Source organism: Kitasatospora cineracea, assembly GCF_003751605.1.
Classification (GTDB): Bacteria; Actinomycetota; Actinomycetes; order Streptomycetales; family Streptomycetaceae; genus Kitasatospora; species Kitasatospora cineracea.
Genome location: NZ_RJVJ01000001.1, coordinates 5,237,921 through 5,253,110, shown reverse-complemented (window position 1 = coordinate 5,253,110; position 15,190 = coordinate 5,237,921). Strand labels below are relative to the sequence as shown.

The window sequence follows — 15,190 nt, the reverse complement described above, 5'->3', positions numbered from 1 at the left end:
GTCCGTCGGTGCGGCCCCGGCAGCCGTAGCAACGGCCGTGGTATCTGCCACATGGCCGGTAGCGCAGCAGCTTTTTGATCTGAACATGACATACAGGGACCCGCTTCGACATCGGAGAGCCGCACCAGCGCCTCTGCCTGTCGGTGTTCGTCCGCACGCCGACCGAGTCGCGCCACTCTCCCGAACGAACCGGATCGGGTGTGAGTACAGAGAATCAGGCACGAACTGGAGCTGAACAGGTCAGACTTGGGGACATCCGTGGGACAGCCTTGGGACATCGCGGCTTTGAGCTGCGGTTTCTCCGGGCATCGAAGTGGGGGTTGCCGATGAACGACTCGTCGCCGCTGGCGATGCGCCGCAGGGCGGTCGGCCACTCCCAGGACGATGCCGCTCGGGCAGCCGGGGTCGACCGCCGGACCTGGGGCCGGTGGGAACGCGGCGAGGCCACGCCCTACCCCAGGCAACTTCCCCGGGTCGCAACGGCGTTGAAGATCAGCGTCGAAAAGTTGGACGCTCTGCTCAACTCGGCGGCCGACAGCAGCCGAAGCCCCGGCCCGTCTTCCAATCCGTCGTCGTTGCATGACCTCGACGACATGGTCAACGACTGGATCGGCCTGTCACCGACCGGTGGGCCCTCCCCTGGCCGGGCCCTGCGGGTCACGGAGGAGGATCTGGGGATGGTGAGGCAGATGCTGGCCGTGTTCCGCCAGCTCGATCACACCTACGGCGCCAGGCAGAGCGCCGGACAGGTCACCGATTTCATCGAACGTCAGCTCAACGACCTCCAGCAGCGCCCCGCAGCCAGTCCCTCGATCGCGCACCAGCGGGCCATGCTGACCGCCGAAGCCTGCGAGCTGGCGGGCTACCAGGCCGTGGACAACGGCCGCCCCCAGCAAGCGCAGGCGTACTACCAACGCGCGCTGAACCTGACCGTCGCCACCGGCGACCACGCCTACGGTGCGTACCTGACGGCCGTCAACCTCGGGCACCTCGCGTTGCACTGCGGCGAGGCCGAGTTGGCGCTGCGCTGGGCATCGGCCGCCCTGGCCGCTGCCGGGACGGCCGCGAGCCCTGCCACCAGGGCGGCGATCACGGCGGTGGTGGCCAGGGCCAACGCGCGTCTCCAGCGGGAAGACGAGGCGACCAGGCTGCTCCTGGAGGCGGAGCGGCTGCTCGACGAAGGAGGCTCGGACGAACCGCCGTGGATCGGCTACTTCACCCACGCCTACCTCGCGGACGAGGCGGCCCACTGCTTCCACGACCTCGGCAGGCCGCCGACCGCCCGGGGACAACTGGTCGACGCGCTCGGCGGAGTGGGCACCGACCGGGTGCGTCGGCGTGCGATCGACGCGGCCCTGCTCGCTTCCACCTGGATCGCTTCCGGCGAGTTGGACCAGGCGTGTGCGGTAGGCACCGAGGCCGTCGAGTACGCCGCGCGCACCGGGTCGGGCCGGTGCGTCGAACGGGTCGGTGCGGTCCTCGGCGCGCTCGGCCCGCACAGCGGGTACGCCCCCGTGCGGGAGCTGCAGGAGTTCACGAGGGCGGTTTTGCCGGCCGCCGTCACCGGATGAGACCGAGCACCGCCGTACGGTAGAAGCCGAGTTCGGCGGCCAGCGCCGCCGCACGGTGCCGGGGGTCGGACAGGTAGTGGTCGCCGCCGTCCAGCAGCAGCACCTCGCCCGCCCCGCGGGCGGCGAGGGCGCGGCCGAACTCCATGGCATCCTCTCCGGACGTGATGGTGTCCTTCGAACCGTGGATCACCAGGACGGGGCAGCGGATCCGCTCCGGCCGGACAGCACCGGCCGGGCCGCGGAGGGCCACCGCGTGCGGGCGCTGCCACGCCGGTACCGACTGCTCCCACCGGGCCGGGTCGATGATCGCCGAGATCGCGGTCGCCGCGGCGAACGGGCCCGGCCGGCAAGCGGCTTGGAGCGTGGTGTACCCGCCGGCGCTGGCACCGCTGAGGAAGAGGGCGTCGGGGCGGGCCACGCCCTGGGCGACGAGGTGCTCGGCCACGGCGGCGCAGTCGTCCACGTCGAGTTCGCCCCACCGGCCGTCCAGTTGCTGCCGGAAGGCCCGGCCCCGGCCGGTGCTCCCGCGGTAGAGCGGTTCCGCGACCGCGAAGCCGTGGCTGACGAAGTACTGCACCGACCAGTCCAACCGCAGGGGCACCCCGTCGGTCGGTCCGGGGTGCGCGCGGACGAGCACCGGTACCGGGCCGTCGGCCTCGGGCAGGTGGAGCAGGTAGCGCACCTGCCCGTCGGCCCCGGGGACGGACCGCACCACGGGCGGCGGCCCGGACCGAGGTCCGGTGAGCGGCTCCGCGGCGGAAGCCGGAAGGGCCACCGCGCCGGACCGGCTGTCGAGATCAGCCGTCCAGATCGCCGGTGCACTCGTCGGAGTCGATCCGATCACGGCGACCGCATCATCCAGGAGCGCCACGTACGGCTTCACGGAGCTGAGGTTCGCCCCGATCCGCGACACCTGCCCTGCGCCGTCCACCACGAGCAACTCGGTGGTGATGCCGTCCGTCGCGGTCAGGACGGTGTCGCCGGCCGGGGAGAGCGCGTACGACCGGTAGCCGCCCTCCCACGGGGCCGGAGCGCAGTCGGCTTCGATCGGGGCCACTGCTTCGACGGCGCCCGCGGCGCGGTGGCGGTAGAGGTTCCACCACCCGGTGCGGTCCGACAGGAAGTACAGCTCGCCGTCGGGGCCCCAAACGGGCTGGACCACGGATTCGGCGGGCCCGCCCGCGATCCGGCACGCAGCTGACGGGCTGTCACCGATGCCCGTGACAACCAGCCGGGTACCGTCCCAAGGCATCCGGTGCCGGTCCCACTCCAGGAAGGCCAAGCGGCCTCCCGCGACACGGGGGTGGCCCAGGAAGTCGGGGGAGCCGACGAGCACCTCCACCTGTCCGTCCGGAGCGATGGCGACGATCTCGTCCGTGCCGTCGTTGCCGCGGACCGCGAGCAGCCTCCCGTCCGGGCTCAGCGAGAGGTCCCCGTAGGCCCAGCCGTTCCCTTTTTCCAGCACGACCGGATCGCCGTCGACGGGCTGGAAGAAGACCCCGTCCCCCGGGCCGACGAACCACACCGCGTCTTCGGCGACGGCGAAGTTCCCGCCCCCGTAGGCGTGCAGCGAACCACCCACCGGCAGTGCGGAAGGAGTGACCGGGACGGCCCGGCCGGACGGTTCGGATCGGACCAGCCGTTTCCCTCCGCCCTGGTCCGGATCGGATTCCAGCCACCAGAGCGCGCCGTGAGCCGCCACCAGCTCGTCGCGGGTGACAGCGGCTCTAGCCGCTTCCGCAGCCGACAGTCCGTCGTTCTCGGTCATGTCGTCCCGGTCCTCTCGGCTGCCGTGTCGTCTCGAAGGCTACTGGCCGCCCCGGCTCCGCGACGAACCGCGCGACCGGTTCAGAACGGTTCTCCGCAACCCGCTGCCCGCATCTCGGCGACGGCCGTGTCGAGGCGCGCCGACTGCACGACCGCAGCGAGTTCGACGGCGACCGCCGCATGGTGCCGGGCCTCGTCCAGCTCCCCTTGGCGGACCAGGACGGTGGCCAGCCGGGCTGCACCCATCGCCTTCGCCCGAGGCTGGGCCGTCGCGGATACCCCGGCGGCGCGACGCAGTTGCGGCACCAGATCGGGAACGAGATGGCCGGTGGTCGCGGACAACCGGTACAGGGCGTAGCCGAGGTCGGAGCGGAGTTTGCCCGGGGTCAGGGTCTGCATCCACCCTTCGCCTTCTTCGGCAGCATCGGCGCGGGACGCGTGGGCTTCGGCCTCGTCGACGGCCCGCATCACGCTCCGGACGTCACCGCGGAGTGCGAGGCCCTGCGCGGTGACGGCGGCGATCATCGCCCGAACCGCGGGCGGGTGAGCACCGGGGACGGAAGCGGTGAGGGCCAGTGCCCGGTCGGCGTCGGCCGCGTGGACGGCCTGGCGGGCGGCGTTCGTGGCGATGCGGCAGTAGGCGGAGGAGTCGTTCGCCTCCCGTGCTGCTTCGAGGGCCAGGTCGAAGACGGGCCCGGCGCCGTTCGCCCCGGCGTCGAAGGTGGTCCATGCGTACAGGCCGGCCAACCGGGCCACCTCGGTGCTCCAGCTGGTGCGGACGGCCGGGTTCATCGACGCCGTGCCGAGGCCGATCGCGCGCTGCAGTTCCAGGCCGGCGAAGTGGCGGGTGGAACGGCCCCCGGAGCGGCGGTCCCAGTCGGCCAGGGCTTCGACGTGGTACCGGAGTTCGCGCACATCGTCGGCGCCGAGTCGGGTCGGTGCGATCGCGCTGTCGGGCAGCACGGCGGCTGCGCCGATCGACAGGAAGGTTCGGCGTCTCGTCGTACTCACCTCGGGCTTCGCGGTCCGCGGCCTCCGCCTGCCGTGCAGGCCGAGTTCCGCATCGGTGTCGACCCCGAACACCGCACGCAGTGCCGTCCGCGTCTCGTCCCGTGGCCACCTGATGCGACCGCATTCAAGGCGGCTGACCGTACTGGCGTCAAAGCTCCCGGGATCGAAGTCACGTTCCAGGAGCCAGTCCTGGACACGGTCGGCCACATCCTGCTGAGTCCAGCCCGCTGCCTCCCTGGCCTGCCGCAAGGCCCGGTTCTCCATCTGTCCGATCCCCCAACTGAGCGAGTAGGAAGGGGATTCAGCCTACTCGGCAGCCGTAATTCACCCACCTAATCTGCCCTGCCACGACCACCTGATCGGGTGTCGGATTGAGCTCTCCCCGATCGAGCGGCGAACGTGCGCTCGACCGCCGGGGGCGGGCCCGGGAGGCCCGGCCACCGTCGCGGACCGACGTGCGGCGGCCGCTGACGCATTCCGTCCGACCGGTACGAGGCTCCACGGTCCGGTTCGCCCGGCCGACTCGTTCCCCCCTCGCCCGTCCGTTCCGCCCACTGCCGTGGAGGATTCCATGACGCCCATCTCCATCACCGAGGCCGGTCCGTCCATCACCGTCCGCCCCGGCCGCCCGCTGGCCGGCGCCGTGCGGGTGGACGGCTCGAAGAACGCCGCCCTGCCGTTGCTGGCCGCCGCCGCGGCGGTCCGCCGCCCGGTCACCCTGGACAACGTGCCCGACAGCACGGACGTCCAGCTGATGCTGACGCTGCTCCAGCGCGCGGGCAACTGCCTGACCCGCCCTGTCTCCGCTCCCCGGGCGGTCGCCCTCGCTCCCGTCGAGGACCGCACCCGGCTGTCCCATCTCACCGAGGCCGCCCGGATCCGCGCTTCCTACTACCTGGTGCCCTCCCTGCTGGCCACCTACGGCCAGGCCCAGTTGCCCTGGCCCGGGGGCTGCCGGATCGGTGAGCGGGGCATGGACCTGCACTTCAAGGTCTACGAGGCGTTCGGCGACGAGGTCGAGACCGGCGACGCCGGCTACCGAGTCGCCACCGCCGCCGGCCGCGCCGGGCAGGTGGCGATCGAGCTGCCGTTCCGCTCCCGCGGGGCCAGCGTCGTCGCGGTGCTGCGCGCCGTGGCGGGCGATCGGCGGCTGCTCCTGGGCAGCCCCAACCTGTCACCGGAGTTCACCGGCGTACTGGACTTCCTGCGGCAGGGCGGATGGCGAGCGGACCTCGGCGAGAACCGCCTCGTCCTCGAACCTCCGTCCGTCACCAGCGGTGCGGACCTGAGCTGGACGGTACCCGGCGACAAGATCGAAGCCGGAACGCTGGCCTGCGCGATCGCCGCGACCGGCGGCAGCGGCCGGATCGAAGGCGTGCACGGCCTGGACACCGCCCCTGTCGTCCGGGCGCTCAACCGTCTCGGCATCCCCGCCATAGCTGAACCCGAGGCCCTGGTTCTGCCCGGTGGCGGCACCCCGAGCGGCAAGCCGCTGTCCGCCGTAGCCTCGCTCGACCCGGACGGCCTGGACGCCGACTTCGAACCCGCCCTGCTCGCCCTCGCCCTCGGTCTGCCCGGCACCCACCGGTTCGCCGACGCAGTCAACCCCGGCCGACACCACAACCTGCTCTCCCAACTGCGCGCACTCGGGGCCGAGTTCGAAGAGATCTCCTCGACCGAATGCCACCTGACCGGACCCCAGCGGCTCACCGGCACCGCTGTCCGGGCCACCGACATCCGCACCGGCACTGCGCTGCTGATCGCCGGCCTGACCGCACGCGGCACCACGACCGTCAGCGGTCTCGACCAGCTCCGACGCGGCCACGCCGATCTGCCCGGAAAACTCCGCGCGCTGGGGGCCGACATCACCGAGGCCACCCGATGACCCCGCCGACGCGGACGCTGCGGCAGATCATCGCCACCACCGACATCCACTCCTCCCTCGCCGGGTCGACCGGGATGCTGGCCCACCTGCACGCCGCCCGCGAGGGCGCCCTGGTGGTGGACTGCGGCGACTTCTTCGAGGGCACCGGCATCTACCGCCTCGGCCAAGGCCGTGTCGAGCGGCGCGTCCTACTATCGCTGTTCGACGTGATCGCACCGGGCAACCACGGCTGGAGCCATCACTTCGAGCCAGGCCTGCGCGAGTTGACGGTCTGCGCGAACGCTGTCGACTCGGAGACCGGTGAACTGCTGTTCCGTCCGCTGCAGAAGGCCGAGGTCGGCGGCCGGAGAGTGGCGGTCACTGCGGTCATCGGCGAGCAGGCGTTCTCCGCTATCCCACTGGGCGATCGTGTCGGCCAACGCGCCACAGACCCGGTCCGGGCCCTGCGCGACCTGCTGATCGCCCACCACCACGAGGTGGACTCCTGGGTAGTGCTGTCCCACTCCGGATTCGAGCACGACCTTCGGTTGGTCGACGAGTGCCCGTTCCTGGACGTCGTCTTCGCCGGGCACTGCCACAGCGACCGCTACGGTCCCGAGCAGGTCGGCACCACCCTGATCGTCAAGGGCGCCGAACTCGGCGCCGGGTACGCCCTCGCCGAACCCGCCGGTGTCGGCTGGGCCGCCCGCACCGGCTGCTTTCCCCAATCAGCTCCACTCCCTGCCGAGTTGGAGCCGATCGGCGAGCAGATCGAGGCGCTCGCAGCCGAACTCGCCATCCCGCTCGGGCGGCTCGCCGACCGCTGGCGGAACGTGGTGCCCGATCGGCGCGAACTGCTGGAAGCCATCGCGGTCCGGCTGCGCACCGAACTCGGTGCGGAGGCCGTGATCCTCAACGAGACCGTGCTGCGGGAGACCCCACTCGGCGACGAACTGTGCCTGGCCGACCTGCTGTCCGTCGAACCGTGCGGCAACCGACTCGTCCACGTTCCCCTCCCCGAAGACGCCGATCCGGACCTGCCCGCTCTGCTTCCCGTGCTCGCCGAGCGGGCCGGGCCACTGGTGACCGTCCCCGACCCGCTGCCGCCCGGGGTGCGCGCCGTACTCACCACCGACTACCTGGCCGAGGGTTTCCCGGCCGGGCCCGCACACCGGCTCGGCCACCCGCTCGGGCTGGCCGTCCGACACACCCTCACTGACACCCCATTCGACGAAGGAGCCGTCTCATGATCCTCACCGGACCGGAGATCACCACCGCCACCGGCGACGGCCGGATGCGCATCTCCCCGTTCGAGGCCGACCAGGTCAACCCCAACAGCTACAACGTCAGCCTCGGCAGGACGCTGCGGGTCTACACCGGCACCGTCATCGACGCCCACCGCCCCAACCCCACCAGGGAGTTCGAGATCGGTGCGGGCGGATTCGTCCTGGAGCCCGGCGAGCTCTACCTCGGGCACACCGTGGAGGAGGTCGGCTCCGACACGTTCGTCCCGCTGCTGTTCGGCCGCTCGTCGGTGGGCAGGCTCGGCCTGTTCGTCGAGATCACCGCGCCGATCGGCGACATCGGCTTCCACGGGCAGTGGACCCTGATGCTCTCCGCCACCCGCCCGCTACGGGTCTACGAGGGCATGAAGATCGGCCAGATCATGTTCTTCCTCTCCGTCGGCGCCGTCGACCTCTACCGCGGCAAGTACCAGGCCGCACAGGGCCCGCAGCCCTCTGCCTACTGGCGCGACCTGCCCGGTGCCGGGGCGGCGGCCTGATGATCCTCACCGGCCCCGCGATCGCCGCCGCCGTCGCAGCGGGCGAGATCGCCATCGAGCCGTTCGACCCGGCCCGGCTGTCCCCCAACGCCTACGACTGGCGCCTGGGCGAGACGCTGCGGGTGTGCGACGGCGACCTGGACGCCGCCGCGCCCACCTCCTCCACGGAACTCACCATCCCGCCCGAGGGCGTGGTCCTCGATCCGGGCGTGCTCTACCTCGGGGTGACGCTGGAGCGCACCGGCTCCGAGCGGTACGCGCAGATGCTCAACGGCGACCGCACCGTCGGATCGCTCGGCATCTGGGTCCACGTCTCCGCTCCGCTCGGGCACGCCGGCCACGCGATCCGCTGGACCCTGGAGATCCGCGCCGTCCGCCCCGTCCGGGTCCACGCCGGCATGACGTTCGGGAAGGTCGTCTTCCTCCAGACCTTCGGCGCCCCCGCCAGCTACCAGCAGCTCGGCCTCAAGTACACCGGTACCGACGGCATCGACACCTCCCGTCTCTACGAGGAGATCCCCGGAGGCCCCCGATGACCACCCCCATGCCCCGGCCGCTGGTCGCCACCTGCCTCGACCTGCCCGCCGACAGCCCCGGCGGCAGCGTCGAACTCTTCCACGACTTCTACACCGGCCCCGACCCGCTGATCCCCGCCCGGGCCTTCATGCTCCGGCCGTCCGGCCCAGCACCCGTGCTTCCGGCCGGGCTCGGCCTGCTCACCGTCACCGGCAAGACCCTCCAGGGGCCCACCTTCCACCGGTACGTGGCCGCCCTCTCCCGAGCCCTCGCCCACGCCCTGGCCGCGGAGCCGGTCGAGGTGCTGCACCTGCAACACCTCGCATTCGGTGCCACCCCCGCGCTGCTCCGGGCCCTGCCCGACCGTCCCCGGATCGCGCTGATCCACGGCACCGACCTGCTGTTCGCCGAGCAGCACCGCGACCAACTGCAGGTCCTGCGCGAGAGCGCGCGCCTCGCCGACGCCGTCGTGGCCCCCACCCCCGCCATGGCCGACCACCTGCTCCGCCTCGCACCCCACACCGATCCGCGCAAGATCCACCACATCCCGTGGGGCGTCCCCGACCGTCTCCTACGCCACCCGCCCGCACCGTTCGGGGCGGCCCCGGCCGAGCGCCTGCGGCTGCTGTACGCCGGACGGCTCACCCCGGAGAAGGGCGGCGTCGTCCTCGCCCAGGCACTGGCCGCCCTCCCCGGGATCGAGCTGAGCATCGCCGCACCGGCCGCGGAGTTCGGCGCGTTCCGCCCCGTGCTCCAGCAGGCGGGCGTCGACGCCCGCTACCTCGGCTGGCTGCCCCGTCCGCAGCTCTGGCAGGCCTTCACCGAGCACGACGCGCTCGCCGTACCCTCCACCACTCTGGAGGCCATGGGCCTGGTCGCGCTCGAGGCCCAGGCCTGCGGCCTGCCCGTCCTCTACCAACCCGTCCCCGGACTGGTGGAGGCCCTCGGGGCCTCCGCGCTGGCCGTCGACTTCACCGATCCCGCCGCCGTCGCCCGCACCCTGGGCCGGCTGCGGACCGCCCGCACCCTCCTCACCGAACTACGCGACGCGGGCCGGGCCAACGCGGCCCGCCACCCGCTCAGCACCACCGCCACCGCCCTGGCCGAACTCGGCCGCCGACTCGGCTGACGCCGCGTCACGCCGCAACCCGTTCCGCTCCGGCCCGCTCACTACGCTGGCCGGAGCGGGACGTCCACAGCGAATCGGGGAGACGATGACACCCAGCACCGACCGCATCCAGCAGCTCCTGGCCGACGGTGTCCGCGACCGGGCCTACCCCGGCGCCGTATGGGCCGTCGGCAACGCGGCCGGATTCCAAGTGGGCGGCGCCGTCGGCGTCCTCGACCCCGCCTGCCCGGACACCCCGATGCTGCCGGACACCGTCTTCGACGTCGCCAGCCTCACCAAGATCCTCGCCGTCTGGTCCACCGCTGGCACGCTCTGGGAGGACGGCCTCCTCCCCCTCGACGAACCGCTCGGCGCCTTCTGGCCCGAGGTAACCGGGCACCCCCTCGGCCGGGCCACCGCACGGAACCTGCTCGCCCACACCGCCGGCCTCCCGCTGCGGGCCCAACTCAAGAACCTCTACGGCACCGACCCGGCCGCCGTCCGCGAAGGCGTCCTCCACGAAGCCCTCCACCGTCGCCCGGGCGAAGCCGTCGACTACACCGACCGCGCCGCCCTCGTCCTCGGCTACCTCGCCGAACACCTCTCCGGCCACCCCCTCGACCGACTCGCCGCCGAACGGATCTGGCAGCCCCTCGGCATGGACTCCACCCGCTTCGGCCCGCTACCCGCCGACCGGGCCGCCCTGAGCGCCCCCACCGAATTCGACGAGGAGACCGGCCGCCACCTCCGCGGCACCGCCCACGACTTCTCCGCCCGCCTCCTGAACGGCGTCTGCGGAATCGCCGGCGTCTTCTCCACCGCCGACGACCTCGCCCGGTTCCTCCGCCACCTGCTCACCCCCTCCCCCACCGGACAGGCCGGCTTCGGCCCCACCTGGGTCAAGGAGTCCCTGACCGTCCACACCGGCGAACTGACACCCGCACGCGGCCTGTTCTGGCACCCCGCCCCGGGCACCGACCCCGCCGACGACACCTGGGTCCACTACGGCTTCACCGGCACCGGCATGTGGATCTCCCCCAGCCGGGAAACCTGGGCCGTACTGCTCACCAACAAGCTCTACTACACCCGCGACCGGCAGCCCCTCACCGGCATCCGCAACGCCTTTCGGGAACTCGCCTTCGACGAACGGCCCATCCAGACCTGACCTGACGGGAAAGCACCGACCGAGCCTGAGCGCTCCGGCGCAACTCCGCACGCTAGAAGAGGGTCTGTACGGTGACCGGTGCATCTCCTGATCAAGGAAGAGCACCTGATGAGCGACGTGACTGCCTCGGTTGAGGCGGTTGAGGAGGTTCGGCCGGTTGAGATGGCGGCGGACCTGTTGGACGAGCAGTTGATCGGGCAGCTGGTCGACCGGGCCCACGCAGGCGGGATCCGGCTGACCGGCGAGGGCGGGCTGCTGCAGCAGCTGACCAAGCGCGTGCTGGAGTCCGCTCTGGAGGGCGAGATCACCGACCACCTCGGCTACGAGAAGCACGACAAGGTCGGGGCCGGCAGCGGGAACTCCCGCAACGGGATCTGTTCGAAGACCGTGCTGACCGATGTCGGGCCGGTCGAGATCGCGGTGCCGCGCGACCGTCAGGGCTCCTTCGAGCCGCAGCTCGTCAAGAAGCGCCGGCGGCGGCTGGCCGGCGTGGATGAGATGGTGCTGTCCCTGTCCGCAAGGGGTCTGACGCACGGTGACATCTCTGCCCACCTGGCCGAGGTCTACGGCGCGAGCGTGTCCAAGTCGACGATCTCCACCATTACCGACAAGGTCGTGGACGGAATGGCCGAGTGGCAGAACCGTCCCCTCGACCCGGTCTACCCGGTCGTGTTCATTGACTGCATCCATGTGAAGGTCCGCGACGGGCAGGTCGCCAACCGGCCGGTCTACGTCGCTCTCGCGGTCACCGTCGACGGCGCCCGCGACATCCTGGGCCTGTGGGCCGGCGACGGCGGTGAGGGCGCCAAGTACTGGCTCCAGGTCCTCGCCGAGATCAAGAACCGCGGCGTCGAGGACGTGTGCATGGTCGTCTGCGACGGCTTGAAGGGGCTGCCCGACGCCATCGGCACGGTCCGGCCGCAGGCGATCACGCAGACCTGCGTCGTCCACCTGATGCGCGCCTCGTTCCGCTACGCGGCCCGCCAGGACTGGGACAAGATCTCGAAGGCGCTCAAGCCCGTCTCCACCCCCCCCCCGACCCAGGACGCCGCCGAGGAGCGGTTCCTGGAGTTCCAGGAGGCATGGGGGAGGAAGTATCCGGCGATCGTGCGGCTGTGGGAGAACGCCTGGGCCGAGTTCGTGCCCTTCCTGCAGTTCGTTGTCGAGATCCGTCGCGTCGTCTGCACGACGAACGCGATCGAGTCGGTCAACGCCCGTATTCGCAAGGCCGTCCGGGCCCGCGGGCACTTCCCGAACGAGCAAGCGGCGCTGAAGTGCGTTTACATGGCCGTCATGAGCCTCGACCCCACCGGCCGGGGCCGCAAACGCTGGACCATGCGATGGAAGCCCGCCCTCCAGGCGTTCGACATCGCCTTCGACGGCCGACTCTCCATCGGCCGCCGGTAACTCACACAACATCAGATACACCAGTCACTGGACACACCCGGAGCATGCTTTCTCTCCAGTTGGGCAGGTTCTGTTGCTGTTGTCGACCGGTTCGACATCGCGCTGTTGGCAGAGGATGGTAGGCAGTGCCGTGCGGCCGGTGCCGCGGGGCGAGGGTCTGGGGCGAGGAGTGAGCAGTGAGCGATCGCAGCAGCATCGAGTGGACGGAGGCGACATGGAACCCGACCACCGGGTGCGACCGCGTCTCGGCCGGCTGCGACAACTGCTACGCCCTGGCCCTGGCGAAGCGGCTCAAGGCGATGGGCGCGGCGAAGTACCAGGAGGACGGCGATCCTCGGACGTCGGGGCCCGGATTCGGTCTGACGCTGCATCCGGACGCGCTGTCGGTGCCGTACGGGTGGCGGGCGCCGCGGACGGTGTTCGTCAACTCGATGTCGGACCTGTTCCACGCGAAGGTGCCGCTCGATTTCGTGCGTCGGGTCTTCGCTGTGATGGCCGATACGCCGCAGCACACCTATCAGGTGCTGACCAAGCGGGCCCGTCGGCTTCGCCGTGTGGCTGATCGGTTGGATTGGCCGCCGAACGTGTGGGTCGGTGTCTCCGTGGAGAGCGCGGCAGAGCTGGACCGTGTCGACGACCTGCGTGCCGTGCCCGCCGCTGTGCGGTTCCTGTCCTGCGAGCCGCTGCTCGGCCCGCTCGACGGCCTGGACCTGGAGGGCATCGACTGGGTGATCGTCGGTGGGGAGTCCGGGCCCGGTCATCGGCCGATGGAGGAGGAGTGGGCCTTGGACGTGCGCGACGCCTGTCTGCGGGAAGAGGTCGCGTTCTTCTTCAAACAGTGGGGTGGACACACGCCCAAGGCCGGCGGTCGGCTGCTGGAGGGTCGGACGTGGGATCAGATGCCGCTGCCCCTCACGGTCTGAGCGGGGGAAGTACCTGCAGGTTGTGGATCGGTGAGCCGGTGCCGTCGCTCGGTGTCCCACCCGCCGTTCTCAGGTGCTTGACCGCTTTGCGGGCCACCGTCTCGGGCACCTGACCGTAGAACTCTCCGAAGACGTCTGCCGTGTGCTCGACGAGTTTGAAGGCTCGGCCCTGCTGGAGCAGGCTGGCAATGTTGTGGGCCATGACGGGGATCGCCTGGTCGTGGATCTTCTTCGGGTCTGGGCGCTGCATGCTCGCCACGGAGAACAGCCCGTCGTCCTCTTCTCGGAGTTCCAGCCCTTCCCACCACGTGTCGCGGGCACGGGAGTGCGCGTCGCCGAAGACCCACAGGCCGTGGTTGCTGCGGGTTCCGAAGACGAGGTTGTAGACGGCCTTCTGGCCGGGGGCTTTGGTGACCGGGACGGAGACCGTGTGCATGCCCGTGGCCTGCCCGAGGCGTCGGCTGTACTCGGCTGCGACCTCGTCGTCCGCGTCCCGGCTGTAGCCGGCGGCGAAATACTCCCGCCACCACTGGCCGCCGCAGACCTCGTCCAGGCGCTTGCTGGTTCGCTCGTTGCCTTTGTCGGAACGGGAGTTCCCGCCGATGCGGCGCACCGCCATCATGCTGAAGTTGAGCAGCAGTTCGGTCGGGGGCCAGGTCTCCCTGCGGCGGCGGGCCAGGATGTCCACGAGGGTGTCGAACGGCAGTCCCAGACCGCAGGGGTCAAGGAAGAGGAACAACGGCCGCCCGACCGCGGCAGCCAGGACGTCGTCCATCAACGTGAGGACGTCGCCGTGGAAGGCGCGAGCGTCGACGCCCCGGCCGCAGTATTCACCGACGAGGGATTCCAGGTGGGCGAACGAGGACGCCGACCGTTCGGCGAAGAAGCAGGTCCAACGGATCAAGCCCTTGGCCTGGTGGTCCGCCGCGATGCGCAGCACCGTATCGACCGACCCGGGATCACCGTTCTCGTACCGCCCCTCGCCCGCGTACCCATCCAGGTAGACGACCTCATGGCCGCTCTTCGACCCCGTCATTCCGCCGAACTTGGGTATGTAGCGGCTGAGCAGCGCGTGCTTGAACACGCTTGGCAGAGCGGGCGCGTGCCAGTACTCCCTCGAGGTTCCGTTCGACATCCGTCCCCCTTCACGACCGGTGGCACATGTCAGGCGGTGCTCGATCAAGCGTGGAGGAACCGCGCCGCCGCCGTAAAGACCTCGTATCGGCCGGAGCATTGCGATCCAGCGTAGCCGGGTGGCGGAAGCCGCAGCCTGGATCAGTGTTGTCCGGCTGCTGTGGTCACGGGCTGCAGGCGGGCCGGTAGTTCGCTCCAGTCGTTCAGGGCTCCTTGGAGGAGGTTGTCGAGCTGGGCCTTGCCCTCGTTGAGCAGGAGGTCGCGCAGGCAGGCGCAGTCGTTCATCATGCCCGCGTCGGTGAAGCAGATGACGATGCCGGCTGCCTGGAGGCCGCGGGCGGCGAGGGCGATCTCGTGTCCGAACGGAAGCGGTACGCGGCTGGCGAGCTCCTGCGTGAAGACCTGCTCGATGCGGGGGCGGCCGAGTGCGGCCAGCAGGGCGCCGACGAGGCTGCCGACCACGCCGTGCAGGGACTTCTTACCGTCCAGCAGCGCGCGGGCGAAGGCGGCCAGCGCGTCGCAGCCCTTGCCACGGTGCCGCTCGACGAGGGCGTTCCAGATCTCCGGGGCCACGTAGCGCACCGCCTGCGCCGCGATGACGTCGCCGCCGCCCCCGCCGACGAGCTGCGCGCACGCCCTAACGGCGCTGTCCGTCTCCGTACGGGACACGACGCGCGGCGCCCGGGGTGAGGTGGACGGTCCGCTGCGCTGGGGCGGGATCCGAAGGGGCGGCGGGGCCGGAGCCGTCCGGCGGGGCCTGGACGGCGTGGGCTGCGGGCGGTTGGCGGCGCGCCGAGGAGCGGGCCCGAGAGACCTCGGACCCGCGGGGAGCCCTTGATGCAGGTGACAGCGGAGGCCCGCTTGGCGTACGAGGTTCCTGCAGAGTTTCCCGTCCGGCTTCATCGCACGGCACCTGTTGACCATCCGCAGAGAGTGACGGC

At 71.1% G+C, this 15,190-nt stretch carries 13 protein-coding genes; 9 read left to right on the top strand and 4 right to left on the bottom strand.

Annotation, left to right across the window (positions count from 1 at the left end; genetic code table 11):
- Window positions 1-326: 326 nt before the first annotated feature.
- Window positions 327-1,571 carry a helix-turn-helix transcriptional regulator gene (locus tag EDD39_RS23705; RefSeq protein WP_123559111.1) on the top strand — a complete coding sequence of 415 codons (1,245 nt, stop codon included), beginning with the start codon at window positions 327-329 and terminating at the stop codon, window positions 1,569-1,571.
- Here EDD39_RS23705 and EDD39_RS23700 read toward each other — a convergent pair.
- Together EDD39_RS23700 and EDD39_RS23695 are read right to left on the bottom strand one after the other, a co-directional pair.
- Window positions 1,561-3,339 carry a S9 family peptidase gene (locus EDD39_RS23700; RefSeq protein ID WP_123559109.1) on the bottom strand — a complete coding sequence of 593 codons (1,779 nt, stop codon included), beginning with the start codon at window positions 3,337-3,339 and terminating at the stop codon, window positions 1,561-1,563. The two genes, EDD39_RS23705 and EDD39_RS23700, sit on opposite strands and share 11 nt — an antisense overlap.
- An 80-nt stretch (window positions 3,340-3,419) precedes the next feature.
- Window positions 3,420-4,613 carry a helix-turn-helix domain-containing protein gene (locus EDD39_RS23695; protein ID WP_123559107.1) on the bottom strand — a complete coding sequence of 398 codons (1,194 nt, stop codon included), beginning with the start codon at window positions 4,611-4,613 and terminating at the stop codon, window positions 3,420-3,422.
- A 307-nt stretch (window positions 4,614-4,920) separates the two neighbouring features.
- On the opposite strand from EDD39_RS23695, the gene EDD39_RS23690 reads away from it, so the two are divergent.
- The 8 genes from EDD39_RS23690 to EDD39_RS23655 all read left to right on the top strand — a co-directional run bounded on the left by EDD39_RS23690 (window position 4,921) and on the right by EDD39_RS23655 (window position 13,115).
- The gene (locus tag EDD39_RS23690) at window positions 4,921-6,234 is read left to right on the top strand and encodes a UDP-N-acetylglucosamine 1-carboxyvinyltransferase (RefSeq protein WP_123559105.1); all 1,314 of its coding nucleotides are present in this window, start codon (window positions 4,921-4,923) and stop codon (window positions 6,232-6,234) included.
- Entirely contained in the window at window positions 6,231-7,463 is a 1,233-nt protein-coding gene (locus EDD39_RS23685; protein ID WP_123559103.1) for a bifunctional UDP-sugar hydrolase/5'-nucleotidase, read from the top strand. The genes EDD39_RS23690 and EDD39_RS23685 overlap by 4 nt, the downstream gene beginning before the upstream one ends.
- Window positions 7,460-7,996, top strand: coding sequence for a dCTP deaminase (dcd, locus tag EDD39_RS23680; RefSeq protein WP_123559101.1), 537 nt, complete (start codon window positions 7,460-7,462; stop codon window positions 7,994-7,996). The genes EDD39_RS23685 and dcd overlap by 4 nt, the downstream gene beginning before the upstream one ends.
- Window positions 7,996-8,532, top strand: coding sequence for a dCTP deaminase (locus EDD39_RS23675; protein WP_123559099.1), 537 nt, complete (start codon window positions 7,996-7,998; stop codon window positions 8,530-8,532). Before dcd ends, EDD39_RS23675 begins: the two co-directional genes overlap by 1 nt.
- Entirely contained in the window at window positions 8,529-9,641 is a 1,113-nt protein-coding gene (locus EDD39_RS23670; protein WP_123559097.1) for a glycosyltransferase family 4 protein, read from the top strand. Before EDD39_RS23675 ends, EDD39_RS23670 begins: the two co-directional genes overlap by 4 nt.
- 85 nt (window positions 9,642-9,726) lie before the next feature.
- Window positions 9,727-10,785: a serine hydrolase domain-containing protein gene (locus EDD39_RS23665; RefSeq protein WP_123559095.1), complete on the top strand. Its 1,059-nt coding sequence runs from the start codon at window positions 9,727-9,729 to the stop codon at window positions 10,783-10,785.
- Between the two features lie 162 nt (window positions 10,786-10,947).
- Window positions 10,948-12,192 carry an IS256 family transposase gene (locus EDD39_RS23660; RefSeq protein WP_244257273.1) on the top strand — a complete coding sequence of 415 codons (1,245 nt, stop codon included), beginning with the start codon at window positions 10,948-10,950 and terminating at the stop codon, window positions 12,190-12,192.
- Between the two features lie 176 nt (window positions 12,193-12,368).
- On the top strand, window positions 12,369-13,115 hold the full coding sequence (locus tag EDD39_RS23655; protein WP_123559092.1) for a DUF5131 family protein: 747 nt from the start codon (window positions 12,369-12,371) through the stop codon (window positions 13,113-13,115).
- Here the strand turns inward: EDD39_RS23655 and tcmP are convergent.
- Entirely contained in the window at window positions 13,105-14,250 is a 1,146-nt protein-coding gene (gene tcmP / locus EDD39_RS23650) for a three-Cys-motif partner protein TcmP (protein ID WP_162870100.1), read from the bottom strand. The genes EDD39_RS23655 and tcmP overlap by 11 nt on opposite strands.
- Before the next feature lie 140 nt (window positions 14,251-14,390).
- Window positions 14,391-14,918 carry a hypothetical protein gene (locus EDD39_RS23645; RefSeq protein ID WP_123559088.1) on the bottom strand — a complete coding sequence of 176 codons (528 nt, stop codon included), beginning with the start codon at window positions 14,916-14,918 and terminating at the stop codon, window positions 14,391-14,393.
- Window positions 14,919-15,190 lie beyond the last annotated feature (272 nt).

Coding starts and splice junctions, on each gene's coding strand:
- EDD39_RS23685 (WP_123559103.1), top strand. CDS start 6,231: ATGACCCCGCCGACGCGGACGCTGCGGCAGATCATCGCCACCACCGAC.
- EDD39_RS23665 (WP_123559095.1), top strand. CDS start 9,727: ATGACACCCAGCACCGACCGCATCCAGCAGCTCCTGGCCGACGGTGTC.
- EDD39_RS23660 (WP_244257273.1), top strand. CDS start 10,948: ATGGCGGCGGACCTGTTGGACGAGCAGTTGATCGGGCAGCTGGTCGAC.
- EDD39_RS23700 (WP_123559109.1), bottom strand. CDS start 3,339: ATGACCGAGAACGACGGACTGTCGGCTGCGGAAGCGGCTAGAGCCGCT.
- EDD39_RS23670 (WP_123559097.1), top strand. CDS start 8,529: ATGACCACCCCCATGCCCCGGCCGCTGGTCGCCACCTGCCTCGACCTG.
- EDD39_RS23705 (WP_123559111.1), top strand. CDS start 327: ATGAACGACTCGTCGCCGCTGGCGATGCGCCGCAGGGCGGTCGGCCAC.
- EDD39_RS23675 (WP_123559099.1), top strand. CDS start 7,996: ATGATCCTCACCGGCCCCGCGATCGCCGCCGCCGTCGCAGCGGGCGAG.
- EDD39_RS23695 (WP_123559107.1), bottom strand. CDS start 4,613: ATGGAGAACCGGGCCTTGCGGCAGGCCAGGGAGGCAGCGGGCTGGACT.
- tcmP (WP_162870100.1), bottom strand. CDS start 14,250: ATGTCGAACGGAACCTCGAGGGAGTACTGGCACGCGCCCGCTCTGCCA.
- EDD39_RS23690 (WP_123559105.1), top strand. CDS start 4,921: ATGACGCCCATCTCCATCACCGAGGCCGGTCCGTCCATCACCGTCCGC.
- dcd (WP_123559101.1), top strand. CDS start 7,460: ATGATCCTCACCGGACCGGAGATCACCACCGCCACCGGCGACGGCCGG.